Annotated in this window: 21 protein-coding genes and 6 tRNA genes; 24 read left to right on the top strand and 3 right to left on the bottom strand. The window is 51.6% G+C overall.

The features are described from left to right. Positions 1-11: 11 nt before the first annotated feature. The gene (gene nagE, locus EO763_RS06775; protein ID WP_161528470.1) at positions 12-1,508 is read right to left on the bottom strand and encodes an N-acetylglucosamine-specific PTS transporter subunit IIBC; all 1,497 of its coding nucleotides are present in this window, start codon (positions 1,506-1,508) and stop codon (positions 12-14) included. Between the two features lie 358 nt (positions 1,509-1,866). On the opposite strand from nagE, the gene nagB reads away from it, so the two are divergent. The 11 genes from nagB (at position 1,867) to EO763_RS06720 (ending at position 8,612) form a co-directional block, all read left to right on the top strand. Then, complete coding sequence (gene nagB, locus EO763_RS06770) at positions 1,867-2,667, top strand: glucosamine-6-phosphate deaminase (protein ID WP_161528469.1); 801 nt, start codon at positions 1,867-1,869, stop codon at positions 2,665-2,667. Between the two features lie 18 nt (positions 2,668-2,685). Beyond that, positions 2,686-3,831 (top strand): N-acetylglucosamine-6-phosphate deacetylase, encoded by a 1,146-nt coding sequence (gene nagA, locus EO763_RS06765; protein WP_161530356.1) that lies wholly within the window; start codon positions 2,686-2,688, stop codon positions 3,829-3,831. Positions 3,832-3,926: 95 nt separating this feature from the next. Further along, a complete protein-coding gene (gene nagC / locus EO763_RS06760) occupies positions 3,927-5,150 on the top strand; it encodes a DNA-binding transcriptional regulator NagC (RefSeq protein ID WP_044205656.1) in 1,224 nt (407 codons plus the stop codon). 203 nt (positions 5,151-5,353) lie between these two features. Continuing rightward, on the top strand, positions 5,354-7,018 hold the full coding sequence (asnB, locus tag EO763_RS06755) for an asparagine synthase B (RefSeq protein ID WP_161528468.1): 1,665 nt from the start codon (positions 5,354-5,356) through the stop codon (positions 7,016-7,018). 219 nt (positions 7,019-7,237) lie between these two features. Then, positions 7,238-7,314: transfer RNA gene (locus EO763_RS06750), tRNA-Met, on the top strand. Positions 7,315-7,323: 9 nt separating this feature from the next. Beyond that, a tRNA-Leu gene (locus EO763_RS06745) sits at positions 7,324-7,408 on the top strand. A 56-nt stretch (positions 7,409-7,464) separates the two neighbouring features. Next, positions 7,465-7,539, top strand: a tRNA-Gln gene (locus EO763_RS06740). 35 nt (positions 7,540-7,574) lie between these two features. Next, a tRNA-Gln gene (locus EO763_RS06735) sits at positions 7,575-7,649 on the top strand. 53 nt (positions 7,650-7,702) lie between these two features. Then, positions 7,703-7,779 (top strand) — tRNA-Met (locus EO763_RS06730). Between the two features lie 6 nt (positions 7,780-7,785). Then, positions 7,786-7,860, top strand: a tRNA-Gln gene (locus EO763_RS06725). Positions 7,861-7,994: 134 nt separating this feature from the next. Then, positions 7,995-8,612, top strand: a complete 618-nt coding sequence (locus EO763_RS06720; protein ID WP_161528467.1) for a hypothetical protein — start codon at positions 7,995-7,997, stop codon at positions 8,610-8,612. A 22-nt stretch (positions 8,613-8,634) separates the two neighbouring features. On the opposite strand, the gene ubiF is transcribed toward EO763_RS06720, so the two are convergent. Next, positions 8,635-9,801, bottom strand: coding sequence for a 3-demethoxyubiquinol 3-hydroxylase (gene ubiF / locus EO763_RS06715; protein WP_161528466.1), 1,167 nt, complete (start codon positions 9,799-9,801; stop codon positions 8,635-8,637). Between the two features lie 225 nt (positions 9,802-10,026). Here ubiF and miaB point away from each other — a divergent pair, with 225 nt between their 5' ends. From miaB to EO763_RS06670, 9 genes are all read left to right on the top strand, one after another. Beyond that, entirely contained in the window at positions 10,027-11,451 is a 1,425-nt protein-coding gene (gene miaB, locus EO763_RS06710) for a tRNA (N6-isopentenyl adenosine(37)-C2)-methylthiotransferase MiaB (protein WP_039472517.1), read from the top strand. A gap of 268 nt (positions 11,452-11,719) precedes the next feature. Next, complete coding sequence (locus EO763_RS06705) at positions 11,720-12,778, top strand: PhoH family protein (protein ID WP_103162180.1); 1,059 nt, start codon at positions 11,720-11,722, stop codon at positions 12,776-12,778. Then, entirely contained in the window at positions 12,775-13,254 is a 480-nt protein-coding gene (ybeY, locus tag EO763_RS06700; RefSeq protein ID WP_039488891.1) for an rRNA maturation RNase YbeY, read from the top strand. The genes EO763_RS06705 and ybeY overlap by 4 nt, the downstream gene beginning before the upstream one ends. 118 nt (positions 13,255-13,372) lie before the next feature. Beyond that, a complete protein-coding gene (gene corC, locus EO763_RS06695; RefSeq protein ID WP_103162179.1) occupies positions 13,373-14,251 on the top strand; it encodes a CNNM family magnesium/cobalt transport protein CorC in 879 nt (292 codons plus the stop codon). 7 nt (positions 14,252-14,258) lie between these two features. Continuing rightward, the gene (gene lnt, locus EO763_RS06690; protein ID WP_161530355.1) at positions 14,259-15,788 is read left to right on the top strand and encodes an apolipoprotein N-acyltransferase; all 1,530 of its coding nucleotides are present in this window, start codon (positions 14,259-14,261) and stop codon (positions 15,786-15,788) included. 451 nt (positions 15,789-16,239) lie between these two features. Continuing rightward, a complete protein-coding gene (locus EO763_RS06685) occupies positions 16,240-17,136 on the top strand; it encodes an amino acid ABC transporter substrate-binding protein (protein WP_010298785.1) in 897 nt (298 codons plus the stop codon). Positions 17,137-17,355: 219 nt separating this feature from the next. Next, a complete protein-coding gene (locus tag EO763_RS06680; protein WP_010285409.1) occupies positions 17,356-18,096 on the top strand; it encodes an amino acid ABC transporter permease in 741 nt (246 codons plus the stop codon). 3 nt (positions 18,097-18,099) lie between these two features. After that, entirely contained in the window at positions 18,100-18,774 is a 675-nt protein-coding gene (gltK, locus tag EO763_RS06675; RefSeq protein WP_014914631.1) for a glutamate/aspartate ABC transporter permease GltK, read from the top strand. Continuing rightward, positions 18,774-19,499 (top strand): amino acid ABC transporter ATP-binding protein, encoded by a 726-nt coding sequence (locus EO763_RS06670; RefSeq protein ID WP_102116692.1) that lies wholly within the window; start codon positions 18,774-18,776, stop codon positions 19,497-19,499. The genes gltK and EO763_RS06670 overlap by 1 nt, the downstream gene beginning before the upstream one ends. Positions 19,500-19,547: 48 nt before the next feature. Here the strand turns inward: EO763_RS06670 and EO763_RS06665 are convergent, their stop codons facing one another. Continuing rightward, the gene (locus EO763_RS06665) at positions 19,548-20,030 is read right to left on the bottom strand and encodes a zinc ribbon-containing protein (RefSeq protein ID WP_161528465.1); all 483 of its coding nucleotides are present in this window, start codon (positions 20,028-20,030) and stop codon (positions 19,548-19,550) included. A gap of 309 nt (positions 20,031-20,339) precedes the next feature. Between EO763_RS06665 and leuS the strand changes: the two genes are divergently transcribed. Genes leuS through nadD form a run of 4 tightly spaced genes read left to right on the top strand, consistent with a single transcriptional unit; the run spans position 20,340 to position 25,169 of the window. Continuing rightward, positions 20,340-22,922, top strand: a complete 2,583-nt coding sequence (gene leuS / locus EO763_RS06660; protein WP_161528464.1) for a leucine--tRNA ligase — start codon at positions 20,340-20,342, stop codon at positions 22,920-22,922. Positions 22,923-22,936: 14 nt separating this feature from the next. Beyond that, on the top strand, positions 22,937-23,491 hold the full coding sequence (gene lptE, locus EO763_RS06655; RefSeq protein WP_161528463.1) for an LPS assembly lipoprotein LptE: 555 nt from the start codon (positions 22,937-22,939) through the stop codon (positions 23,489-23,491). Continuing rightward, a complete protein-coding gene (gene holA / locus EO763_RS06650; protein WP_161528462.1) occupies positions 23,488-24,513 on the top strand; it encodes a DNA polymerase III subunit delta in 1,026 nt (341 codons plus the stop codon). The genes lptE and holA overlap by 4 nt, the downstream gene beginning before the upstream one ends. Then, positions 24,480-25,169 (top strand): nicotinate-nucleotide adenylyltransferase, encoded by a 690-nt coding sequence (nadD, locus tag EO763_RS06645; protein WP_161528461.1) that lies wholly within the window; start codon positions 24,480-24,482, stop codon positions 25,167-25,169. The genes holA and nadD overlap by 34 nt, the downstream gene beginning before the upstream one ends. Positions 25,170-25,304 lie beyond the last annotated feature (135 nt).

Here is a 25,304-nt window from a genome sequence, read left to right as displayed (position 1 = left end):
GCCTTGTCATACTATATCTTTTCATACTCAGCTTTCAGCGCGGTCGCTATCGATTCAGCCTGTGTGCCTACCACAATCTGCACACTCTGCTTATTCAGACGAATAACGCCCGCCGCACCAAGACGTTTTGCCTGTACATCATCAACTAGAGAGGAATCAGCCACGTTTAAACGCAGACGTGTGATACAGGCATCAATGCCCGTCAGATTGGCTTTTCCGCCCAGCGCCTGCAAATAGCCTCGCGCTAACACAGCTGCATCGCTTGATTTCTCGCCCGAAGATTCCGTACTCACGTCATAGCCATCAGCTTCGCTACCGCTCACAGCCAGTTCACGCCCCGGCGTTAACAGATTGAAGCGAGTGATGGTAAAGCGGAACACCACATAGTAAATGACGAAGAATACCAGTCCCTGTGCAAGCAGCATGTACCACTGAGTAGCCAGCGGGTTACGTGAGGACAACACCATATCCACCAGACCCGCACTGAAACCAAATCCGGCAATCCAATGCATGCTGGCCGCGATAAAGACGGAAAAACCGGTCAGCAGCGCATGCAGGAAATACAGCACTGGCGCGACAAACATGAAGGAGAATTCCAGCGGCTCGGTGATCCCGGTAAAGAAGGAGGCAAATGCCGCTGCTAGCATAATCCCGGCCACTTTGCTTTTGTTTTCAGGGCGCGCGCAATGATAAATCGCCAACGCAGCTCCCGGCAGGCCGAACATCATAATCGGGAAGAAGCCCGCTTGATAACGTCCGGTGATCCCCACGACAGCTTTGCCAGAGTCGATAGACTGTTGTCCAGCAAGGAAGTTAGGAATATCGTTGATACCCGCGACATCAAACCAGAACACAGAATTCAGCGCATGGTGCAATCCAACAGGAATCAGCAAGCGGTTAAAGAAGGCATAAACCCCTGCGCCAACCGAACCCAACTGCTGAATGTGTTCACCGAACGATACCAGCGCATTGTAAATCACCGGCCAGATGTACATTAAAATGAACGCGACCAGAATCATCAGGAAAGAAACCAGAATCGGCACCAGGCGGCGTCCGCTGAAGAACGACAGCGCCTTGGGCAACTCAACCTGACTGAAGCGGTTATACAGTTCGGCGGACATGACACCGACCAGAATCCCGATGAACTGGTTTTCAATCTTGCCAAATGCAGCAGGTATCTGTTCAACAGGGATCCGTTGGATCATGGCAACAACGGCCGGCGAACACAGCGTGGTCAGCACCAGATAACCGACAAAACCGGTCAATGCCGCCGCACCATCTTTATCTTTCGACATACCATACGCGACACCGACGGCAAACAGCACCGCCATATGCCCGATAATCGCCTCACCTGATTTGATGAGGAGTGCCGCCAACGCGTTCTCGCTTCCCCAGCCAACCGGATCAATCCAGTAACCTATCCCCATCAGAATAGCGGCAGCAGGCAGCGTCGCGACAGGCACCATCAATGCCCGACCGACTTTTTGTAAATAGCTCAGAGTACTCACTTTTTCCTCTCTTACCTTTGCGAGGTAATGAAATGTTGTGGGGCAAACAAACCTGCCAATAAATTTCACTGCCGAAGAACGTCGCTGTCGAAAAATGCCATTGTCGAAAAAATGTGGCAGCGGTGGTTCTTAGGGGGAGTGTAAGAAAAATAATTCGCTACACAAATTAAACCCCGTAATTATGTGATAAAAATCACCAAAAAACTGCATACAAAAAGTTTATACCTGAATAAAACCCTAACTTATTTCAAGATTAAAAAAAACGGAGTAGACTAATTTTAATGCATATACAAAACGCGCCGCTGGCGCGATTTACGCAATAACATATTTAATTCCACTAAAAATCAGGAGAGCGCTGATGAGACTCATTCCTTTAACCAACGCCGCCGACGTCGGAAAATGGGCCGCCCGCCACATCGTTGAGAAAATTAACGCTTTCAAGCCCAGTGCAGGTCGCCCTTTTATTCTGGGATTGCCGACAGGCAGTTCGCCTCTGGAGGCCTACAAATCGCTGGTCGCCATGCACAAGGCGGGACTGGTGAGCTTCAAACACGTCATCACCTTCAATATGGATGAATATGTCGGTCTGCCGACCGATCACCCAGAAAGCTATCATACCTTCATGCATCAGAATTTTTTCAATCACGTTGATATTCCACGTGAAAACATTAACCTGTTGAACGGCAACGCAGAAGACATCACAGCAGAATGTCGCCGCTATGAAGAGAAAATAAAGTCCTACGGGAAAATTCATCTTTTCATGGGCGGCGTGGGCAATGACGGACATATCGCCTTCAATGAGCCCGCCTCCTCTCTGGCTTCCCGCACCCGTATTAAAACGCTGACGGAAGAAACCCGCATCGCGAATTCCCGTTTCTTCGGCGGGGACGTCAGTCTGGTGCCTAAATTTGCCCTAACCGTGGGCGTCGGTACGCTGCTGGATGCCGAGGAAGTGATGATTCTGGTGACCGGTCGTAACAAGGCACAGGCACTACAGGCTGCGGTAGAAGGCAATGTTAACCATATGTGGACCATCAGTTGCCTGCAACTTCACGCCAAAGCCATTATGGTTTGTGACGAGCCTTCAACAATGGAGCTGAAGGTAAAAACCGTTAAATACTTCCGTGAATTAGAAACGGAAAGTATGAAAAATCTCTAACCGATGCGGGAGTCGATGATGTACGCGTTAACCCATAGCCGGATTTTCACCGGCCATCAGATTCTGGATAATCACGCCGTCGTGATTGCCGATGGGCTGATCGAACGAATCTGCCCACTTGCCGAACTTCCTGCTGGCATTGAACAACACGACCTAGGCGGTGCATTCCTCGCCCCGGGGTTTATCGATCTCCAGTTGAACGGCTGCGGTGGCGTGCAGTTTAACGACTCGCTGGACACGATTTCCGTCAAGACATTGGAGATCATGCAGCAGGCAAACGAGCGTTCAGGCTGTACCAGTTTTTTACCTACGCTGATTACCTCCAGTGATGTATTTATGAAGCACAGCATCAGCGTGATGAGAGACTGGCTGGCACAGAATCAGCATCAGGCGCTTGGGCTGCATCTCGAAGGTCCGTGGCTGAATGTGCTAAAGAAAGGCACGCATGACCCTGCTTTTATCCGCAAACCCACGCAAGAGTTGGTCGACTTTCTGTGCGCCAACGCGGATGCCATTACGAAAATCACGCTGGCACCGGAAGAAGTCGAACCGTCGGTTATCCGTCAGCTAACGGCCGCGGGCATTATCGTCTCTGCAGGGCATTCCAACGCCACCTGGGAACAGGCTAAGCAGGGTTTTTCCGCCGGTATTCGTTTCGCTACCCACCTGTTCAACGCCATGCCGTATCTGACCGGCCGAGAACCTGGATTGGTCGGCGCGATTTACGACGCTCCGGAAGTCTATTGCGGTATTATCGCGGATGGACGACACGTTGACTGGGCCAATATTCGCAACAGTAAACTCATCAAGGGCGATAAACTGGTGCTGGTGACCGACGCCACGGCACCGGCCGGTGCGGATATTGACCAGTTCATTTTTGCTGGTAAAACCATATACTACCGCGATGGTATTTGTGTCGATGAACACGGCACTCTGAGCGGTTCGGCACTGACCATGATCGAAGCCGTACGCAATAGCATCGAACACGCGGGTATCGCGCTGGATGAAGCAATTCGGATGGCAACGCTCTATCCCGCTCGCGCCATCGGCGTCGATAAACAGTTAGGCAGTATTGAAAGCGGTAAAGTGGCCAACCTGACCGTCTTTGACCGTGACTATCACATTCTCAAGACGTTTGTTAACGGTAATCCTGTTTGGGGATAAAACGAGAAACGCCTTGGGGTAAAGCGGAAATACGTTGGGTAAACTGCGATGAGGTTTACCCAACGTTGAGTTAAACCTAAGCGAGTAACTTCTTAATGACCACAGGCGGACAAGCGCAGATAGGGAATGTCGATCTGGTTAAACAATTAAACAGTGCGGTGGTTTACCGCCTGATTGACCAGCAGGGTCCGATCTCACGAATTCAGATAGCAGAACAGAGCCAGCTTGCCCCCGCCAGCGTCACCAAAATCACCCGCCAGCTTCTGGAACGTGGGCTCATCAAAGAAGTCGATCAGCAAGCTTCCACCGGCGGCAGACGCGCCATTTCGATTATCACCGAAAACCGCCCTTTCCATACCATCGCCGTACGTCTTGGCCGTTACGACGCCACTATTGCGCTGTATGATTTGCAGGGAAAAGCGCTGGAAGAAGCGCACTACGAACTGCAAGAAAAAACGCAGGAGTCGCTGGAAGCCGCACTCTTTCAGGCCATCGGCGGCTTTATTGCCAGCCATCAACGCCGCATTCGCGAGCTCATTGCGATCTCCGTTGTGCTACCGGGGCTGGTTGATCCCGTTGCGGGCATCGTCCGCTATATGCCGCACATCAGCGTGGATAACTGGCAACTGGTCGAAAACCTGCAACGCCAATTCAATGTTACCAGCTTTGTCGGTCACGATATCCGCAGCCTGGCGCTGGCAGAACACTATTTCGGTGCCACCCACGATTCGCTGGATTCTATTCTGGTACGCGTCCATCGCGGCACAGGCGCAGGCATTCTCGTCAACGGGAAAATTTTTCTTGGCAGTAACGGCAACGTGGGCGAGATAGGCCATATTCAGATCGATCCGCTCGGCGATCGCTGCCACTGCGGCAATTTTGGCTGTCTGGAAACCGTCGTCGCCAACGCTGCCATTGAACAGCGCGTACGACACCTGCTGGGACAGGGCTACCCCAGCAAGCTTTCTACCGATAACTGTACGATTTCTACGATTTGCAAAGCGGCAAACCGAGGTGATGCCCTCGCCCGTGAAGTTATCGAACAGGCTGGGCTCAATCTCGGCAAAGCACTGTCCATCGCGATCAATCTGTTCAATCCTCAGAAAGTCGTGATTGCCGGTGAAATTACCGAAGCAGAAAAGACGCTACTTCCTGCAATTCAACGCTGCATCAACACGCAAGTGCTGAAAGAATTTCGTCATAATCTGCCGATTGAGGTCTCCAGCCTCAACCATCTTTCTGCTATCAGCGCGTTCGCGTTGGTCAAACGGGCGATGCTAAACGGTGTGCTGCTACAGCAATTGCTCGAAAACGCCTGATTCTCTTTCTGGCCGGATTATGTAATCACTAAAAATCCGGCCTTTCCCTTCTATGAATTTGACGAATCAACACCAAAAAACCGCATAAATTAACGAAACACCATGTCGATGGCTTTTTTCATTAAATAATATTGAATTCCTATGGCACTTTGATGCTAAATCAATGGCACTGAGTTCGAATCTGTCATTACTGGGAGTCATGTATGTGTTCTATTTTTGGTGTGCTTGATCTGAAAAGCGATCCTGTTGAACTGCGTAAGAAAGCGCTGGAATTATCCCGTTTGATGCGTCACCGCGGGCCAGACTGGTCCGGCGTGTATGCCAGCGACAAAGCGATTCTGGCTCACGAACGTCTGTCTATCGTTGACGTCAACACGGGTGCACAGCCGCTTTACAACGCCGAGCGCACCCACATTCTGGCCGTTAACGGTGAAATTTATAACCATCAGGCATTGCGTCAGCAATACGGTGACCGTTACGCGTTCCAGACTGGCTCCGACTGCGAAGTGATTCTGGCGCTGTATCAGGAAAAAGGCGCGGCATTCCTGGATGAACTGCGCGGTATGTTCGCCTTTGCCCTGTATGACAGCGAAAAAGACGCCTACCTGATTGGCCGTGACCACCTCGGCATCATCCCGTTGTATATGGGTTACGATGAGCATGGCAACCTCTACGTCGCTTCTGAAATGAAAGCGCTGGTGCCGGTTTGCCGCACCATCAAAGAATTCCCGGCTGGCAGCTACCTGTGGAGCAAAGACGGCGAAATTCGCGAGTATTACCAGCGTGACTGGTTTGATTACGACGCAGTAAAAGACAACGAAACGGATAAAGAAGCGCTGCGCGATGCGCTGGAAGAAGCGGTGAAAAGCCACCTGATGTCTGACGTGCCCTACGGCGTGTTGCTTTCTGGTGGTCTGGATTCCTCCGTTATCTCCGCGATCACCAAAAAATATGCAGCACGTCGCGTAGAAGATGACGAGCGTAGTGAAGCCTGGTGGCCTCAGTTGCACTCTTTCGCTGTCGGTTTGGAAGGTGCGCCAGATTTGAAAGCGGCGCAGGAAGTCGCTAACCACTTAGGCACCGTGCACCACGAAATTCACTTCACCGTGCAGGAAGGGCTGGATGCGATTCGTGACGTGATTTATCACATCGAAACCTATGACGTCACCACGATTCGCGCTTCAACGCCGATGTACCTGATGTCCCGCAAAATCAAAGCGATGGGCATCAAGATGGTGCTGTCTGGTGAAGGTTCTGACGAAGTGTTCGGCGGCTATCTCTATTTCCACAAAGCGCCAAACGCCAAAGAGCTGCATGAAGAAACCGTGCGTAAACTGCTGGCACTGCACCAGTACGACTGCGCCCGCGCCAACAAAGCGATGTCAGCCTGGGGCGTGGAAGCTCGCGTACCGTTCCTGGACAAAAACTTCCTCGATGTCGCGATGCGCATCAACCCACGCGACAAAATGTGTGGCAACGGCAAGATGGAGAAACACATCCTGCGCGAGTGCTTTGAATCCGACCTGCCGCACAGCGTTGCATGGCGTCAGAAAGAACAGTTCTCTGACGGCGTGGGCTACAGCTGGATCGACACGCTGAAAGAAGTGGCGGCTAACCAAGTTACCGATCAACAGTTAGAAACGGCACGCTTCCGCTTCCCGTACAACACGCCGGGCTCCAAAGAAGCGTACCTGTACCGTGAAATCTTCGAAGAGCTGTTCCCAGTTCCAAGCGCGGCAGAATGCGTACCAGGTGGCCCATCCGTCGCCTGTTCGTCAGCTAAAGCGATTGAGTGGGATGAATCTTTCAAGAAACTGGATGATCCATCAGGCCGTGCGGTTGGCGTACACCAGTCCGCCTACAAATAATTCGATTTAATTTCTTCAATCAACGGGCCTTTCATGGCCCGTTTTTGTACGCTTAATTGACTGGGAATGCGTGCTTTTTGGCGCTTTTCTCACCATACTGTTCACAACCCAAACAAACGATACATTGAGGGCACTTTTCGGGAAAAAACTAGTTGACGCAATTAGGCCAACTACGCATAATGCGCCCCGCAACGCCGATGAAGGTGACGCGGAAAAGATGGCTACGTAGCTCAGCTGGTTAGAGCACAGCACTCATAATGCTGGGGTCACAGGTTCGATTCCCGTCGTAGCCACCATCTTTTTTTGCGGGAGTGGCGAAATTGGTAGACGCACCAGATTTAGGTTCTGGCGCCGCAAGGTGTGCGAGTTCAAGTCTCGCCTCCCGCACCATATCATCTTCTCGGTCTGACATCGCTTTTCGAAGCCTGTTAGTGTTTTGTAGTGATTGGGGTATCGCCAAGCGGTAAGGCACCGGTTTTTGATACCGGCATTCCCTGGTTCGAATCCAGGTACCCCAGCCATTTCAAAACATATGCTGAAAAATTCGTTGTCCTGTTGGGGTATCGCCAAGCGGTAAGGCACTGGTTTTTGATACCAGCATTCCCTGGTTCGAATCCAGGTACCCCAGCCATCTACTTGATAGTAGAAGATTTGTTGAAGTGAAGTAACATTAGCAGTAAGTTTGGCTACGTAGCTCAGCTGGTTAGAGCACAGCACTCATAATGCTGGGGTCACAGGTTCGATTCCCGTCGTAGCCACCATATTTTTGGGGTATCGCCAAGCGGTAAGGCACCGGATTCTGATTCCGGCATTCCGAGGTTCGAATCCTCGTACCCCAGCCAAATAAAGCTGGTAAAACAGCAAAGAAACGGGGCGACAATCGAAAGATGTCGCCCCGTTTTGTTGTGTCTGGTATTAACATAGTCTGGTGTTAATATAACCACACCAATCATCCGATTTTCCTAAAAGGGCGGGCATGAAGGTTTTATCGACATCCTCTGTTACTTATGATTTCAGCCACGTTGTGGTGCTGCCACAGCAGAATAACGTCGGCCAATCACGATGGTCTGTCAGACGTGCGCAGTTAACCACACTGTTACTCAGCGTGGCGTTGCTGTTTTGCTTCATCACGTCGACTTATGCTGCTGGCGTCCCTTCTTTTAAGATTTCATCGCAAACGTTCGCTGACCGGATGAATGCCAATCTGACGAAACTCAATATCCCTCTTAAATTGACCATTAAGTTGGAAAAGGGAACGTCCGTCGATGACTTTCAGCACATTTTTAATGAGTACGTCGGATTAATTGGGTCGGTAGAAAGTAAAAGCCAACAGCTTAATGGAATCGTGCTACTCAGTGCCGCGTCAGAACCCGCCGAAACAACAAGACAGAATCTGCAAATCGTCACAGCCGCGTTTTCTGCGCTATTGGGCGAGAACAATCTTGAAAGCCCTGAGGTAACTGAGATGATGTTCGGCCTGCTTCAGGATAGCCAGGCCTCAGGTAAGGGCGTTCGGCAGGTAGGAAAGGTTCGCTTTACAGCAACAACCAATGAGGACACCGATATTATCTTTACCGCCGAGCCTGTGCTATAGCGGGCGGCGTCCTCATTATTCATCAGACGCCAATGGCATATTTCAATGCGCGCTGTTTTAACACGCCAGCGCGCTGTGCAACCATCAGCGCCATATTGCGAGCAAAGCTCAGCGGTGGTAACGCATTACTGAACGCGTTATAGAAGAGATCCATCCCACTTTGCATCATCAGGTTATCCGGCATACGGCGACACTGATAGCGACGTAAAACGCGCTCAGAAGCCCATTCTTCCCCCGCATTACGCGCGTTAATTAGCACATCCAGCAGCGCCTCAACGTCGCGATATCCCAGATTAACCCCCTGCCCCGCCAGCGGATTAATGGTATGCGCGGCATCGCCCAACAGCACTAAGCCAGGTTTGATATAAGTTTGTGCATGGCGTCTGACCAGCGGAAATGATCCCGTAGAAAGCGCCTTAACCGCGCCCAATCGTTCAGGAAACGCGGCCGCAATTTCTTTATCCAGCTGTGTAAGCGGCATCGCCTGAAGCTGACGAATGCGCTGTGGACTGTCATACCACACCAGCGATCCCCACTGGTCAAACAGCGGCAAAAACGCACGCGGGCCGCTCGGTGTGAACTGCTGCCAGGTCACATCCTGCTGGGGTTGCGAGGTCTCTATGCCGATCAACATACAAGACTGACGATACTGCCAGCCGCTGATGCCAATCCCCGCCCACTGGCGAACCTGAGAATTCGCGCCATCGGCGCCAATCACCAGCGAAGCCGTCAGTTGCTGCCCGTCAGCAAGCTGTAAACACCAACCATCATCGGTGCGTTGCAAGTTCTGCGGCGTAGCTGGGCAATAGCATTGGCAGCGATCCTCTTCCTGCAAACTTTCCCAAAGCGCCAGTTGCAGCACGCGGTTTTCCACCATAAAACCCAACTCGGGTAGGTGAATGTCGGCAGCATCAAAAACGACTCTGGCATTCGCCCATTCCCAGGTTTCCAGCCGACGGTAAGGCGCGCTGCGCATCTGCTGTACCCGCTGCCATGCGCCCAGTTCTTTCAATAGCGCAACCGACGCATAACCAATCGCCGAGATCCGTAAATCTGGCGGACTGACGGCATCAAACGGCGTCGGCATTTCCTGCTCAACGACTGCAACCTGAAATCCTTGCTGTGCCAGCCCAAGCGCCGCGGCCGCACCGACCATGCCACCGCCAACCACAATCGCATCGTAATGCATATTGGCTTTATCCTCTCTGGTTCTGGTTTATTCACACCAGTAAAAATGCATGAAAATAGTGTACTGGATTTGCGGGTAACTTTTCAGAAAAGCCGCATTTTTATAGAAAGTAAGGCGTTATCAAATCAGCGTGGTTTCCGGCGCTGGTCACAACGTCAGCGAGCGATTACAATACCCCCCAAATGAGGGGAATCTTTCTTATCCGCACTGAGTAATGGTAAGTCGATGACAAAAAAACTGCATATTAAAACCTGGGGCTGTCAGATGAATGAGTACGATTCATCGAAGATGGCTGATTTACTGGGAAGTACGCACGGCTATGAGCTGACTGAAATCGCTGAAGAAGCCGATGTCCTGCTGCTCAATACCTGCTCGATCCGTGAAAAGGCGCAGGAAAAGGTCTTCCATCAACTTGGCCGTTGGAAAACGCTGAAAGATCTCAATCCGAATCTGATTATTGGTGTCGGTGGCTGCGTGGCCTCACAGGAAGGCGCGCATATTCGTGAACGTGCGCACTACGTTGACGTTATTTTTGGCCCGCAAACCTTGCACCGCCTGCCGGAAATGATTAATCACGTTCAGGGCACGCGTAGCCCTATCGTGGATATCAGTTTCCCTGAAATCGAAAAATTCGACCGCCTGCCAGAACCGCGCGCCGAAGGGCCAACGGCTTTCGTCTCCATCATGGAAGGCTGCAATAAATACTGCACATTCTGCGTTGTGCCTTATACCCGCGGCGAAGAAGTCAGCCGCCCGTGCGATGATGTATTGTTTGAAATCGCTCAACTGGCCGCGCAAGGTGTGCGTGAAGTTAACCTTTTAGGACAGAACGTCAACGCCTATCGCGGCGAAACCTATGACGGTGAAATCTGCTCCTTTGCTGAGCTGCTGCGCTTGGTCGCCGCTATTGACGGAATCGACCGTGTCCGCTTTACCACCAGCCATCCGATTGAATTCACAGACGATATTATCAGCGTTTATGAAGACACGCCGGAGTTGGTCAGCTTCCTGCATTTACCGGTGCAAAGCGGCTCTGACCGCGTATTGACGATGATGAAACGCCGTCATACCGCACTGGAATACAAAGCGATCATCCGTAAACTGCACAATGCACGTCCGGGCATCCTGATCAGTTCTGACTTTATCGTCGGTTTCCCTGGCGAAACGCAGGCTGACTTTGAACAGACGATGAAGCTGATTGCCGATGTGAATTTCGATATGAGCTATAGCTTTGTCTACTCCGCTCGTCCAGGAACACCGGCGGCGGATATGGTTGATGATGTGCCAGAAGAAGAGAAAAAGCAGCGTCTGTATCTTCTGCAAGAACGCATTACCCAGCAGGCCATGCGGTTTAGCCGCCTCATGCTAGGCACCGTCCAGCGTATTCTGGTAGAAGGCACCTCACGTAAGAGCGTGATGGAGCTGTCTGGCCGTACGGAAAACAACCGCGTCGTTAATTTCGAAGGCACGCCGGATATGATCGGTAAATTTGTCGATGTGGAAATCGTTGATGTTTATACCAACTCGCTGCGCGGCATCGTGGTGCGCACCGAAGATCAAATGGATCTGCGCGTACATGAATCACCGTCTTCCGTGATTGCGCGTACCCGCAAAGAGAATGAGATCGGCGTCGGGTTCTATCAACCGTAACCGACGTTCATTCCAGTCTCAGCGTGATGATGGGTGGTTTTGCCACCCATTTTTTATGGCAGGCTATCCATTCAATCATCCGTTTCAATTTCATGCTGATTACATTTGCTTTTGCGAGGCGGCATCCCAATATCATGATTGTGACTTGCGCCATCGGGCATTCACGATGAATAATTCACTCATAGGGCGGACACATCAGGCCGTCTGACAACTGTTCACTTTGTGCGGGCAGGATGGAGCCAGCACAGTAACGCTCAAGAGGAATAATTTGAACGTAACGACAAAAGAGATTGCCCTTGAACCCGCCGATAACCAACGCCTGCTCAGCCTTTGCGGTCCGTTTGATGACAATATAAAACAGTTAGAACGCCGCTTAGGCATCGAGATCAACCGCCGGGATAATCAATTTAAACTGGTCGGCAAAAGCCTGCTGACGCAAGCTGCCGCCGATATCCTGCAACGTCTGTATGTCGATACAGCCCCAGTACGTGGCGTCATTGGTGATATCGATCCTGAGCAAATTCACCTTGCGATTAAAGAATCCCGCGTGCTGGAGCAGTCTGCGGAACACGTTCCTGACTATGGCAAAGTGGTCAACATCCGCACCAAACGCGGCGTAATCAAACCGCGCACACCGAATCAGGCACAGTATGTCGCCAACATCCTCGATCACGACATCACGTTCGGCGTTGGCCCTGCAGGAACGGGGAAAACCTACTTAGCCGTCGCCGCTGCCGTAGATGCGTTGGAGCGTCAGGATATTCGCCGCATTCTGTTAACGCGCCCGGCAGTCGAAGCGGGTGAAAAGCTGGGTTTCCTGCCTGGCGATCTAAGCCAGAAAGTCGATCCTTATTTGCGCCCACTTTATGATGCCCTGTTTGAAATGCTGGGCTTTGAACGCGTCGAGAAGCTTATCGAACGTAACGTGATTGAAGTCGCGCCACTGGCTTACATGCGTGGCCGGACGCTGAACGATGCCTTTATCATTCTGGATGAAAGCCAGAACACCACCATCGAACAGATGAAAATGTTCCTGACACGCATCGGGTTTAACTCAAAAGCGGTCATCACTGGTGACGTCACGCAGATCGACCTGCCGAAAAATCTGAAATCCGGCTTACGCCACGCGATAGAAGTGCTGGCCGATGTGGAAGAGATCAGCTTTAACTTTTTCCACAGCGAAGACGTGGTGCGCCATCCGGTGGTTGCACGGATTGTGAATGCCTATGAAGCGTGGGAAAATGCCGAACAGAAACGTAAAGACGCCTTAGCAGAACAGCGTAAGCGTGAAGCACAGGCTTCGGCATCAGATCAGGAGCAAAAATGAGTCAGGTGATTCTGGATTTACAAATCGCCAGCGAGCAAGCACAGGGGCTACCGGAAGAAAAAGACTTTCAGCGCTGGCTGGAAGGCGTTCTGCCGCAGTTTCAGGAAGTCTCTGAAGTCACCATCCGTATCGTGGATGAGGCAGAAAGCCGCGACCTGAATAACACCTATCGCGGTAAAGACAAGCCGACCAACGTGCTGTCGTTTCCTTTTGAGGCACCGCCTGAAGTCGAGCTTCCTTTGCTTGGCGATTTAATCATCTGCCGTCAGGTTGTCGAACGTGAAGCCGCCGAGCAGGAAAAAAGCGTAGAAGAGCACTGGGCGCACATGGTTGTCCATGGTAGCCTGCATCTGCTAGGGTACGACCATATCGAAGACAGCGAAGCCGAAGAAATGGAAGCGCTGGAAACCGAGATTATGCAGGGCATGGGCTATGCCGATCCCTACCTTGCAGAAAAAGATGGCCTCACCGAATAAATAGAAATACATTTTGTCTAGCCCGAGATCGGGAAGATATCGGGTACTAATCTGGCCGTTGTGTCGATTCCAACGGCTGGCAATAATCCTTTAACAAGAGTGATGTTAATTAAAACGCATGAGCGACGACCATTCTCAAAACAGCGATGCACCCAGTCCCAAAAAGGGCTTCTTTTCTCTTATTCTTAATCAGCTTTTTCACGGCGAGCCAAAAGATCGTAACGGTTTACTCACTCTGATTCGTGATTCCGAACAGAATGATCTGATCGATCCTGAAACACGAGATATGCTCGAAGGCGTCATGGATATCGCCGACCAGCGTGTACGCGACATCATGATCCCTCGCTCGCAGATGATTACGCTCAAGCGCGATCAAACGCTGGAAGAGTGTCTGGACGTGATTATCGAATCCGCCCACTCCCGTTTCCCCGTCATTAGCGAAGATAAAGACCACATTGAAGGCATCCTGATGGCGAAGGATTTGCTGCCGTTTATGCGCAGCGACTCCGAACCGTTCAGTATGGATAAAGTTCTGCGTTCCGCCGTGGTTGTGCCGGAAAGTAAGCGCGTTGATAGGATGCTGAATGAGTTCCGCTCACTGCGCTATCACATGGCGATTGTCATCGATGAGTTTGGTGGCGTATCCGGCCTGGTCACGATTGAAGATATTCTTGAGCTGATTGTCGGCGAAATTGAAGACGAATATGACGATGAAGAAGACCGAGATATTCGCCAGCTTAATCGCCAGACTTACACCGTTCGTGCTTTAACCGATATCGAAGATTTTAACGAGGCTTTCGGCACACGGTTCAGCGATGATGAGGTCGACACCATCGGTGGCTTGGTTATGCAGTCTTTCGGCCATCTTCCAGCCCGTGGCGAAACCATCAACATAGAAGGTTACCTGTTTAAGGTTACGATGGCGGACAGCCGCCGTATTATTCAGGTTCATGTCAGAATTCCTGACAATGCCCCTCAACCAAAATTGGAAGAATAATTTGGCAATGGTTGTCGCTTCTTTTCTACAACGCCAGCAGGTTAAAGCCCTGCTGGCGCTCTTATTTGGTGCCTGTGGCACGCTGGCATTTTCTCCCTTTGATTTCTGGCCCGCGGCGATTATCTCGCTCATGGCCCTACAGGCACTGACGCTCAACCGTACGAGTCGGCAGTCAGCCTGGATAGGATTTTGCTGGGGATTGGGTCTGTTCGGTAGCGGCGTTAACTGGGTTTACGTCAGCATCGCGCAGTTTGGCGGAATGCCGGGACCTGTCAATGTTGCGCTGGTCATTCTGCTCGCTGCCTATTTGTCGCTCTATCCACTGTTGTTTGCTGCCCTGCTCTCACGTCTCAGCCAGAAAACAACGCTGTGGCGTCTGGCGCTTGCCGCTCCCGTACTCTGGCAGTTAACCGAATTTCTACGTGGCTGGGTACTCACCGGTTTTCCGTGGCTGCAATTCGGCTACAGCCAAATTGACGGCCCGCTCAAAGGTATCGCGCCTATTCTGGGTATCGACACCATTACCTTCCTGCTGATGAGCCTCAGCGGGTTGCTCGTTTATGCCATCAACCAACGAAAAATCGTACCGGCGGCCATTGCTATCGGTGTTTTCGTTTTATCATGGCCGCTGCGCAACGTGCAGTGGTACACCCTGCAACCTGAACGCGCCGTCAATGTCGCGCTGGTACAGGGCAATATCCCGCAGGCTATGAAGTGGGAACAAGATGAGCTGCTGAACACACTGAGGATTTATCTGGATAACAGCCTGCCCTATATGGATAAGGCCCCCATCGTGATCTGGCCAGAAACCGCTATTCCCGATATTGAAAGCCGTCAGGGTGCTTATCTGAAGCAGATTGACGATATCCTGCGTAGCAGTAATAGCAGTCTGATTACGGGTATCGTCGATATCCGGCGTGATGGTAATAAAACCGATTTTTATAACTCAGTGATCGTTTTGGGCGACAAAGATCCGTATCACTACCCCACAACGAACCGTTACAACAAAAACCATCTGGTGCCTTTTGGCGAATTTGTCCCGTTGGAAACGTTGTTACGTCCGCTGGCGCCGTTCTTCGATCTCCCGATGTCGTCATTCAGCCGCGGAGACTATGTTCAGCCCCAGCTTTCCGTTCATGGTTTCAAGCTTAACGCCGCTATTTGTTATGAAATCATCTTAGGCCAGCAATTGCGTGATAACTTCCGGCCAGACACCGATATGCTGCTGACCATCTCGAACGATGCCTGGTTTGGTCATTCAATCGGCCCGTGGCAACACTTCCAGATGGCACGGATGCGCGCGCTGGAATTAGGCCGTCCTCTGGTTCGTAGCACCAATAACGGCGTCACAGCGGTGATTACGCCTGATGGCAATGTCAGCGCCAGTCTGCCGCAGTTTACGCGTGCAGTGCTGAGCACGCAGGTCGTGCCAGCAACGGGGATAACACCTTATGCGCGCTTCGGTTCTTGGCCACTCTGGATCATTACGCTACTGGGCGGTGGCGCTGCCGCTTTCCTCGGTTTGCGTCGCCGATAATCGTCCCCTCCTCACATCCCTAAGGGCATGCTTTTGCATGCCTTTTTTTATTTATGGCACGGTATTTGCCTCTTATTACCCTGTAAATGGTTGTTTCTGTATTTTTTGGATATTACGTCGGCGTAAAGCTCTCTATTGGGGCAAGTGACGCACCAAATTGGGGCCACCCTTTGGCATTGCTGCCATTTGGTGCGGCGGATATCGCAAAAAACAAACATTTCTATTTCAATCTATTTACAATCAGCTACTTTTTAACTGTATAGACAGTAACTTCGCGCTTTAACGGTGCAGCGTTATCACTAAGAGGTAGCAAAGCATTATGAGTGATGCAGCGATACGCTGTTTACCTTGAAGACAATGCTAACTTGAAGATAACGGGCACATTAACCATACGGTTATTAATGACAGCGCTATAACTATTGCACTGCAACGACAGCAAAGGAGTTAGAACATGCAAATGCGTAAACTGGCATTATCACTGCTTCTGCTTGGCACCGCCGCCAGCGTAGCTCAGGCTGAAGATCTGGCCGGTACATTGAAGAAGGTCAAAGATAATGGCGTGATCGTCATTGGACACCGCGAATCGTCCGTGCCTTTCTCTTACTATGACAACACGCAAAAAGTGGTCGGTTACTCTCAAGCCTACTCTGACAAAATTGTCGAAGCGGTTAAGAAAAAACTGGATGCACCTAACCTGCAGGTCAAGCTACTCCCTATCACCTCTCAGAATCGTATCCCGCTGTTGCAAAACGGTACCTTTGATTTTGAATGTGGTTCAACGACCAACAACCTGGAGCGTCAGAAACAAGCTGCCTTCTCTAACACCATTTTCGTGGTCGGTACGCGTCTGTTAACCAAAAAAGATTCCGGCGTAAAAGACTTCCCGGATCTGGCGGGTAAAACCGTCGTAGTGACTTCCGGTACGACCTCTGAAGTTCTGCTGAACAAGCTGAATGAAGAAAAACAGCTGAAGATGCGCATCATCAGTGCGAAAGACCACGGCGACTCCTTCCGTACGCTGGAAAGCGGTCGTGCGGTTGCCTTTATGATGGATGATGCACTGCTGGCGGGCGAACGTGCGAAAGCGAAAAACGCCGATCAGTGGGATATTGTCGGCAAAGCACAGTCTGAAGAAGCCTACGGCTGTATGCTGCGTAAAGACGATCCGCAATTCAAGAAACTGGTTGATGACACCATCGCTGAAGTTCAGACCTCCGGTGAAGCTGAAAAATGGTTCGATCGCTGGTTCAAACAGCCGATTCCACCAAAAGATCTTAACCTGAACTTTGCACTGTCAGACGAAATGAAAGCGCTGTTCAAAGCGCCAAATGACAAAGCACTAAACTAATTAATAATGAGAATAAGGGCAGAGTCATCTGTCCTCTGATTGCTGATTCGTGGCAGGACAGACAGGCATGTGATGGTCGTTCCCCATCACATGTTGCCCCGAGAAATTTCGATAAACAGGAAAATAAACACTACGCCTGTAGTTTGAAACAGAACGGGAATATGGCCGCTCATCAATCTTCAGGGTAGCTCCGCTACCCTTTTTTTACCGGAGTTCGTTATGTCAATAGATTGGAACTGGGGCATATTTCTACAAGCCGCACCCTTCGGCAACACAACCTACCTCGGGTGGATTTTGTCCGGCCTGCAAGTCACCGTCACATTATCTATCTGTGCCTGGATTATCGCTTTTCTTATTGGTTCTTTATTTGGAATCCTGCGTACCGTCCCTAATCGTTTCCTTGCGGGCATTGGCACCTGCTACGTCGAGCTATTTCGCAACGTCCCACTGATCGTCCAGTTTTTTACCTGGTATCTGGTGGTTCCCGAACTGCTTCCCGTCAACATCGGCATGTGGTTTAAAGCCGAGCTAGACCCGAATATTCAATTCTTCCTGTCATCGATGATTTGCCTAGGGCTCTTCACCGCAGCGCGCGTTTGTGAGCAGGTACGTGCGGGGATTCAGTCTTTACCACGCGGGCAGAAAGCCGCCGGGCTGGCGATGGGCCTGACGCTGCCGCAAACCTACCGCTATGTATTACTGCCGAATGCGTACCGCGTGATTGTTCCGCCGTTGACGTCAGAGATGCTGAACCTGGTAAAAAACTCGGCCATCGCTTCCACGATTGGTCTGGTTGATATGGCGGCACAGGCAGGGAAACTGCTGGACTATTCCGCCCACGCGTATGAATCCTTTACTGCCATCACGCTGGCGTACGTTGGCATCAACGCCATCATTATGTTGATTATGCAAGTCGTTGAGCGAAAAACCCGTTTGCCGGGCAATATGGGGAGCAAATAAATCATGCATGAATTTGACTGGAGCTCAATTGGGCCAAGCATGCCGTACCTGATTCAGGGGATGGTCGTCACACTCAAAATTACGCTAACGGCGGTGGTATTCGGGATTGTCTGGGGCACAATTCTGGCAGTAATGCGCCTGTCGCCGATCAAACCCATCAGTTGGTTCGCCAAACTGTATGTGAACCTGTTCCGTTCCGTTCCGCTCGTCATGGTGCTTCTGTGGTTCTATCTGGTAGTTCCTAGCTTATTACAAAATGTGCTTGGGCTATCGCCTAAAACCGATATTCGACTGATTTCAGCTATGGTAGCCTTCTCGCTGTTCGAGGCAGCCTATTATTCGGAAATCATTCGTGCGGGTATTCTCAGCGTGTCACGCGGTCAATCCTCCGCGGCGTTAGCATTAGGCATGACGCACTGGCAATCCATGAAGCTGGTTATTCTGCCGCAGGCATTCCGAGCGATGGTGCCGCTGCTGCTGACGCAGGGGATTGTTCTGTTCCAGGATACCTCACTGGTTTACGTGCTTAGCCTCGCTGATTTCTTCCGTACCGCCTCAACCATCGGCGAGCGTGACGGAACACAAGTTGAAATGATCCTGTTTGCCGGGTTCATTTATTTTCTCTTCAGCATTACTGCCTCAATGCTGGTCAGTTACCTGAAAAAAAGGACGGTTTGATGATTTCCCTGAAAAATGTTTCTAAATGGTACGGCCAATTTCAGGTACTAGCCGACTGCTCCACAGAAGTAAAAAAAGGTGAAGTTGTGGTCGTCTGCGGGCCTTCGGGCTCTGGCAAGTCAACCCTGATCAAAACCGTAAACGGTCTGGAACCGATTCAAAAAGGTGAAATTACCGTCAATGGCATTGCCGTTAACGATAAAAAAACCAATCTGGCTCAGTTGCGTTCCAAAGTCGGGATGGTGTTCCAGCACTTCGAACTGTTCCCACACCTGTCGATTATCGAGAACCTGACGTTAGCGCAGGTGAAAGTGTTGAAACGTAAGCGTGAAGACGCCAAAGCCAAAGCACAGAAGCTGTTGGAACGCGTTGGGCTATCAGCACACGCCAACAAATTCCCAGGGCAACTTTCCGGCGGTCAGCAACAGCGTGTTGCCATCGCCCGCGCGCTGTGCATGGATCCTATCGCGATGTTATTTGACGAACCGACATCAGCGCTCGATCCAGAGATGATCAACGAAGTGTTGGACGTTATGGTTGAATTGGCGCAGGAAGGCATGACCATGATGGTCGTCACGCATGAAATGGGCTTTGCTCGTAAAGTGGCGCACCGCGTGATCTTTATGGATGAGGGCAAAATCGTTGAAGACACCCGCAAGGATGATTTCTTCAATAACCCACAGTCTGAACGTGCTAAAGACTTTCTGGCGAAAATCCTGCATTAATACTCAGATAAAGCGTGCCGCAAGGCACGCTTACTTACCCCCAACAGCCTACGGCTGAAACGGCTGGCGGTGGAACAGATCATGCGAGCATTTCGGGCAGAGTGGCAAAACCTCCGGCGTGTAGAACGCAATATGATGATGGCAGTTCTCGCACACCAGATTACCTAGCCCCACCACTTCACCGCTGTGGTATACCCCGTGATGATTCACATCTTTGAAAATCTCACGCCACTCCAACTGCGTTTTATCCGTAATATCCGCCAACTCCTGCCACAGGCTTTCCTTGATGACTCGCATAAACACGCTGTCGGTAAACTCATCCTGACTTTCGTTATAGCTGCGAGCAAACTCTTCCAGATCGCGTTGAACAGACTGAATCACCTCTTCTATTTCTTTCTGCGTCAGCTCCGAGCTTTCCTGTAAGGTTTTACGGGCGCTCAGCACCAGACTGTCGAGATCGCGTTCACCGTTGTTCAGCCGGGCCGTCACTGAAGCCATTAACTCGCGGTAATAGCGGGCTAGTTTATTCATGCTTCCTCCTGAATAAGCGGGTTGAAGGGTGATAAAAAACGCCTATTCGCCGTCTAGCACACCGAGCCAAAAACCGCTACGTTGCCTATCTCTCTCTATTTTAGATTATTTTTGCCATTCTTCTGGTGAATTGTCGCTAATTTGCGCAACAGCTCGCAGTCTATCGCTCACAAATCAGAAATATTCCTCAGTCGGGCGCTGGGTGTTGTTGCCTGCGTCGCTTACGGCTATGCTATGCGGATCTTTTGTTATGAATCAGAACAGGCTACTCACGTAGCGATTCTTCACTAAACAGGACCCCTGGCAGCCATGCAAGAGCAATACCGCCCAGAAGAGATAGAAGCGGACGTCCAGCTTCACTGGCAAGAGAAGCAGACATTTAAAGTCACCGAACAGCCCGGCAAGGAAAAATACTATTGCCTTTCCATGCTGCCTTACCCTTCTGGCCGACTACATATGGGGCACGTCCGTAACTACACCATCGGCGACGTGATCTCCCGCTATCAGCGCATGCTGGGCAAAAACGTTCTGCAACCGATCGGTTGGGATGCCTTTGGTCTGCCGGCAGAAGGTGCAGCGGTTAAAAACAACACCGCGCCAGCACCTTGGACCTACGCCAACATCGACTACATGAAAAACCAGCTCAAACTGCTGGGCTTTGGCTATGACTGGGATCGTGAAGTCGCGACCTGTAAACCAGACTACTACCGCTGGGAACAGTGGTTCTTCACCAAGCTGTACGAGAAAGGTCTGGTTTATAAAAAAACCTCCGCCGTTAACTGGTGTCCAAACGACCAGACCGTACTGGCGAACGAACAGGTTATCGATGGCTGCTGCTGGCGTTGCGATACCAAAGTCGAACGCAAAGAAATTCCACAGTGGTTTATCAAAATCACCGCTTACGCAGACCAACTGCTGAACGATCTGGATACGCTGGAAAGCTGGCCTGAGCAGGTCAAAACCATGCAACGTAACTGGATCGGTCGTTCTGAAGGTGTGGAAATCACCTTTGATGTGGCGGACAGTGAAGAGAAACTGAGCGTTTACACCACTCGCCCAGACACGTTCATGGGCGTGACCTACGTTGCTGTTGCCGCCGGTCACCCTCTTGCAGCACAAGCTGCTGCAACCAACCCAGCGCTGGCCGATTTCATTGCAGAATGCCGTAATACCAAAGTCGCCGAAGCCGATATGGCGACGATGGAGAAAAAAGGCATGGCCACTGGCCTGTATGCGATTCACCCGCTAAATGGTGAGAAAGTCGCTATCTGGATCGCCAACTTCGTCCTGATGGAATACGGTACGGGCGCAGTGATGGCCGTTCCAGGCCATGATCAGCGCGACTGGGAATTTGCCACCAAATACGATCTGTCCATCAAGCCGGTTATTCTGAATGCCGACGGCAGCGAGCCCGATCTGTCTGCTCAAGCGATGACCGAAAAAGGCAACCTATTCAACTCTGGTGAGTTTGACGGTCTCGATTTCGAAGCCGGGTTCAACGCCATTGCCGATAAGCTGGTAGAAAAAGGCATTGGTGAACGTAAAGTCAACTATCGCCTGCGCGATTGGGGTGTCTCCCGTCAGCGTTACTGGGGTGCACCAATCCCAATGGTGACGCTGGAAGACGGCACCGTCGTCCCAACGCCAGAAGATCAACTGCCGGTAATCCTGCCGGAAGATGTCGTGATGGACGGCATCACCAGCCCGCTGAAATCGAACCCTGAATGGGCGAAGACGACCGTTAACGGTCAGCCAGCACTGCGTGAAACCGACACATTCGACACCTTTATGGAATCGTCCTGGTACTACGCGCGCTACACCTGCCCGCAGTACGATCAGGGAATGCTGGATCCGGCTGCCGCCAACTACTGGCTGCCCGTTGACCAATACGTTGGTGGTATCGAACACGCCATCATGCACCTGATGTATTTCCGCTTCTTCCACAAACTGATGCGCGATGCCGGTCTGGTTACGTCTGATGAACCCGCCAAACGCCTGCTGTGTCAGGGTATGGTGCTGGCCGATGCCTTCTATTATCTCGGTAATAACGGCGAACGCATCTGGGTTTCTCCGACCGATGTCACCGTTGAACGTGATGAGAAAGGACGCATCGTCAAAGCCGTAGATAATGAAGGCCGTGACGTGGTTTATGCGGGCATGAGCAAAATGTCGAAGTCCAAAAACAACGGCATCGACCCGCAGGTCATGGTAGAGAAATACGGTGCAGATACCGTTCGTCTGTTCATGATGTTTGCTTCTCCGGCAGAAATGACGCTGGAATGGCAGGAATCCGGCGTAGAAGGCGCAAACCGCTTCCTGAAACGCGTCTGGAGACAAGCCTTCGAGCATACCGAGAAAGGTGCGGTAACGGCTCTGGATATCGCTACACTGACTGAAGATCAGAAATCACTGCGCCGCGACCTGCATAAAACGATCGCTAAAGTGACCGATGATATCGGCCGTCGTCAGACCTTCAACACCGCGATCGCCGCTATCATGGAACTGATGAACAAGCTGGCGAAAGCGCCGCAGGACAGCGATCAGGATCGCGCGCTGACGCAGGAAACACTGCTGGCCGTCGTTCGTATGCTGTATCCGTTCACGCCGCACGTCTGCTTCACGCTGTGGCAGGCACTGCAAGGTGAAGGCGACGTTGATACTGCGCCGTGGCCGGTTGCAGATGAAAACGCAATGGTTGAAGATTCCAAGCTGGTCGTTGTTCAGGTTAACGGTAAAGTACGTGGTAAAATCACCGTTGCCGCTGACGCAAGCGAAGAACAGGTTCGCGAACGCGCTGCACAGGAACCGCTGGTCGCGAAATATCTGGACGGCGTCACGGTTCGTAAAGTGATTTATGTCCCTGGCAAACTGCTTAACCTGGTTGTGGGTTAAGGCAAGGAGGAACTGTGCGACATCGTCTATTCACGTTGTTGCTGGGGCTGGCGGTGTTAATCACCGCTGGCTGCGGTTTTCATCTGCGCGGCACGACACAAGTGCCTGCGCAGTTACAAACACTTGTGCTCGACAGCAGCGATCCTTATGGTCCGCTAACGCGTGCAGTACGTGAGCAGCTCCGTCTTAGCGATGTAAAAATCGTTGACGATGCGACGCGTCAGGATATCCCGTCTCTGCGGGTACTGGGCTCAAGCGAAACGCGCGATACCGTCTCTATTTTTCAGGACGGTAAAACAGCGGAGTACCAGATGGTGCTGACGTTGCAGGCGCAGGTGCTGATGCCGGGTGAAGATATTTATCCGCTCAGCGTGACGGTGTTCCGCACGTTCTTTGATAACCCGCTGGCTGCATTGGCGAAAGATGCCGAACAGGACATCGTCCGTCAGGAAATGCGAGAGCAGGCTGCTCAGCAGTTGGTGCGTAAATTGCTGACCATCAACGGTAGTCAGGAAGTCAAAAATCGGTTGCAGTCCACCAATTCACCTACTGCCTCCACGCGTTCATGATTCGGCTTTACCCCGAACAACTCACCGCGCAGCTCCATGAGGGGCTGCGCGGTTGTTATTTGGTCTTTGGTTCAGACCCGCTCCTGCTGCAGGAAAGTCTCGACAGCATCAAACGGGTCGCTCAACAGCATGAATTCAGCGAGCATTTCAGCTTCATCCTGGATCTTCATACCGACTGGGATGCGATTTTCAGCACCTGTCAGGCACTCAGCCTGTTCGCCTCGCGCCAATCTCTCTTACTGGTCTTGCCGGAGAACGGTCCAAATGCCGCGATGGGTGAAAATCTGGTTAAGCTCTCTGGATTATTGCACCCCGATATTTTGTTGATTCTGCGCGGTCATAAGCTGACCAAAGCGCAGGAAAACAGCGCCTGGTTCAAAGCGCTGGCGCAAGACAGCGTCTATATCAATTGTCTGACACCGGAGCAGGCACAGCTTCCCCGCTGGGTCGCAAAGCGTGCCAAATCCATGAAATTGATGCTAGATGAACAGGCCACGCAGCTCATTTGCTATTGCTATGAGGGCAACCTGCTCGCGCTGTCTCAGGCGTTAGAACGGCTGGCGCTGCTGTATCCCGATGGCAAGCTAACCCTGCCCCGCGTGGAAAGCGCAGTTAATGATGCCGCTCACTTCACGCCATTCCATTGGCTTGATGCGCTGCTGGCAGGCAAAAGCAAACGCGCCTGGCACATTTTGCAGCAGTTAAAACAGGAAGATTGCGAGCCTGTCATTTTACTTCGCACGCTACAGCGCGAACTGCTACAGCTGCTGGCGCTGAAACGGCGCATGTCAGACACGTCGCTGCGTACGTTATTCGATCAGCAAAAAGTGTGGCAAAACCGACGTGAACTGCTCACTCAAGCACTGCAGCGGCTCTCTCTTCAGCAGCTACAGCAGGCCGTACGATTGCTGACGCAGGTAGAAATAACCTTAAAGCAAGACTATGGTCAGTCCGTTTGGTCTGAACTGGAATCGCTTGCCATGCTGCTGTGCGGCAAAGCCTTGCCGGAGGCATTCATCTGAATACGTCACCCGCTGCGCCATCGCTGACCGCATTTTTTGGTGGCACGTTCGACCCCATTCATTACGGTCACCTTCAGCCAGTGACGGCACTGGCAAAACGTGTGGGGCTAACTCAAATTGTCCTGATGCCCAATAACGTTCCGCCACACCGTCAGCAGCCCGAAGCCAGTTCCCAACAGCGTTTTCATATGGCTGAACTGGCCGTTGAAGGCAACCCGCTATTTACCGTGGACGATCGTGAACTGCAACGGCAAACGCCCTCCTACACCATCGATACCCTGGAGGCGCTGCGGGTTGAAAAAGGCCGTGATGCGCCGCTGGGCTTTATCATCGGGCAGGACTCGCTGCTGACGCTACACCATTGGCATCGCTGGCAAGATCTGCTTAATGTTTGTCATTTACTGGTATGCGCTCGGCCCGGCTATCGTTCGACGCTGGAAACGCCCGAATTACAACAGTGGCTGGACGATCATCTGACGCACACGCCGAACGATCTTCATCAGCAGCCGCATGGGCTGATTTTTTTGGCAGACACACCACTGGTCACCATTTCCGCAACGGACATTCGCCAACGCCGCCAGCAAGGCCTAGACTGCCAGGATTTATTACCTCCTGCCGTGCTCAACTACATCGACGAAAGCGGCCTGTACCAATAACACGGCTTTTCCTGCCCATCAGCCACGGGCTTTATACCACTCGGTAAAAGTGCGTGATATACTCCGCGGCTGGTTTCAATCACCGGGAAAAGCAGAAATTCTCGGTAATTACTCGGTGATTTACCATTTTCCTAA

Source organism: Pectobacterium odoriferum (assembly GCF_009931295.1).
Lineage (GTDB): Bacteria > Pseudomonadota > Gammaproteobacteria > Enterobacterales > Enterobacteriaceae > Pectobacterium > Pectobacterium odoriferum.
Note: the sequence above shows the minus strand (reverse complement) of the source record. Positions and strands in the feature narration are given on the sequence as shown.

Excerpts from the sequence above, each read along its gene's own strand:
- nagB (WP_161528469.1), top strand. The coding sequence starts at position 1,867 with ATGAGACTCATTCCTTTAACCAACGCCGCCGACGTCGGAAAATGGGCC.
- nagA (WP_161530356.1), top strand. The coding sequence starts at position 2,686 with ATGTACGCGTTAACCCATAGCCGGATTTTCACCGGCCATCAGATTCTG.
- nagC (WP_044205656.1), top strand. The coding sequence starts at position 3,927 with ATGACCACAGGCGGACAAGCGCAGATAGGGAATGTCGATCTGGTTAAA.
- asnB (WP_161528468.1), top strand. The coding sequence starts at position 5,354 with ATGTGTTCTATTTTTGGTGTGCTTGATCTGAAAAGCGATCCTGTTGAA.
- EO763_RS06720 (WP_161528467.1), top strand. The coding sequence starts at position 7,995 with ATGAAGGTTTTATCGACATCCTCTGTTACTTATGATTTCAGCCACGTT.
- ubiF (WP_161528466.1), bottom strand. The coding sequence starts at position 9,801 with ATGCATTACGATGCGATTGTGGTTGGCGGTGGCATGGTCGGTGCGGCC.
- miaB (WP_039472517.1), top strand. The coding sequence starts at position 10,027 with ATGACAAAAAAACTGCATATTAAAACCTGGGGCTGTCAGATGAATGAG.
- ybeY (WP_039488891.1), top strand. The coding sequence starts at position 12,775 with ATGAGTCAGGTGATTCTGGATTTACAAATCGCCAGCGAGCAAGCACAG.
- corC (WP_103162179.1), top strand. The coding sequence starts at position 13,373 with ATGAGCGACGACCATTCTCAAAACAGCGATGCACCCAGTCCCAAAAAG.
- lnt (WP_161530355.1), top strand. The coding sequence starts at position 14,259 with ATGGTTGTCGCTTCTTTTCTACAACGCCAGCAGGTTAAAGCCCTGCTG.
- EO763_RS06685 (WP_010298785.1), top strand. The coding sequence starts at position 16,240 with ATGCAAATGCGTAAACTGGCATTATCACTGCTTCTGCTTGGCACCGCC.
- EO763_RS06680 (WP_010285409.1), top strand. The coding sequence starts at position 17,356 with ATGTCAATAGATTGGAACTGGGGCATATTTCTACAAGCCGCACCCTTC.
- gltK (WP_014914631.1), top strand. The coding sequence starts at position 18,100 with ATGCATGAATTTGACTGGAGCTCAATTGGGCCAAGCATGCCGTACCTG.
- EO763_RS06670 (WP_102116692.1), top strand. The coding sequence starts at position 18,774 with ATGATTTCCCTGAAAAATGTTTCTAAATGGTACGGCCAATTTCAGGTA.
- EO763_RS06665 (WP_161528465.1), bottom strand. The coding sequence starts at position 20,030 with ATGAATAAACTAGCCCGCTATTACCGCGAGTTAATGGCTTCAGTGACG.
- leuS (WP_161528464.1), top strand. The coding sequence starts at position 20,340 with ATGCAAGAGCAATACCGCCCAGAAGAGATAGAAGCGGACGTCCAGCTT.
- holA (WP_161528462.1), top strand. The coding sequence starts at position 23,488 with ATGATTCGGCTTTACCCCGAACAACTCACCGCGCAGCTCCATGAGGGG.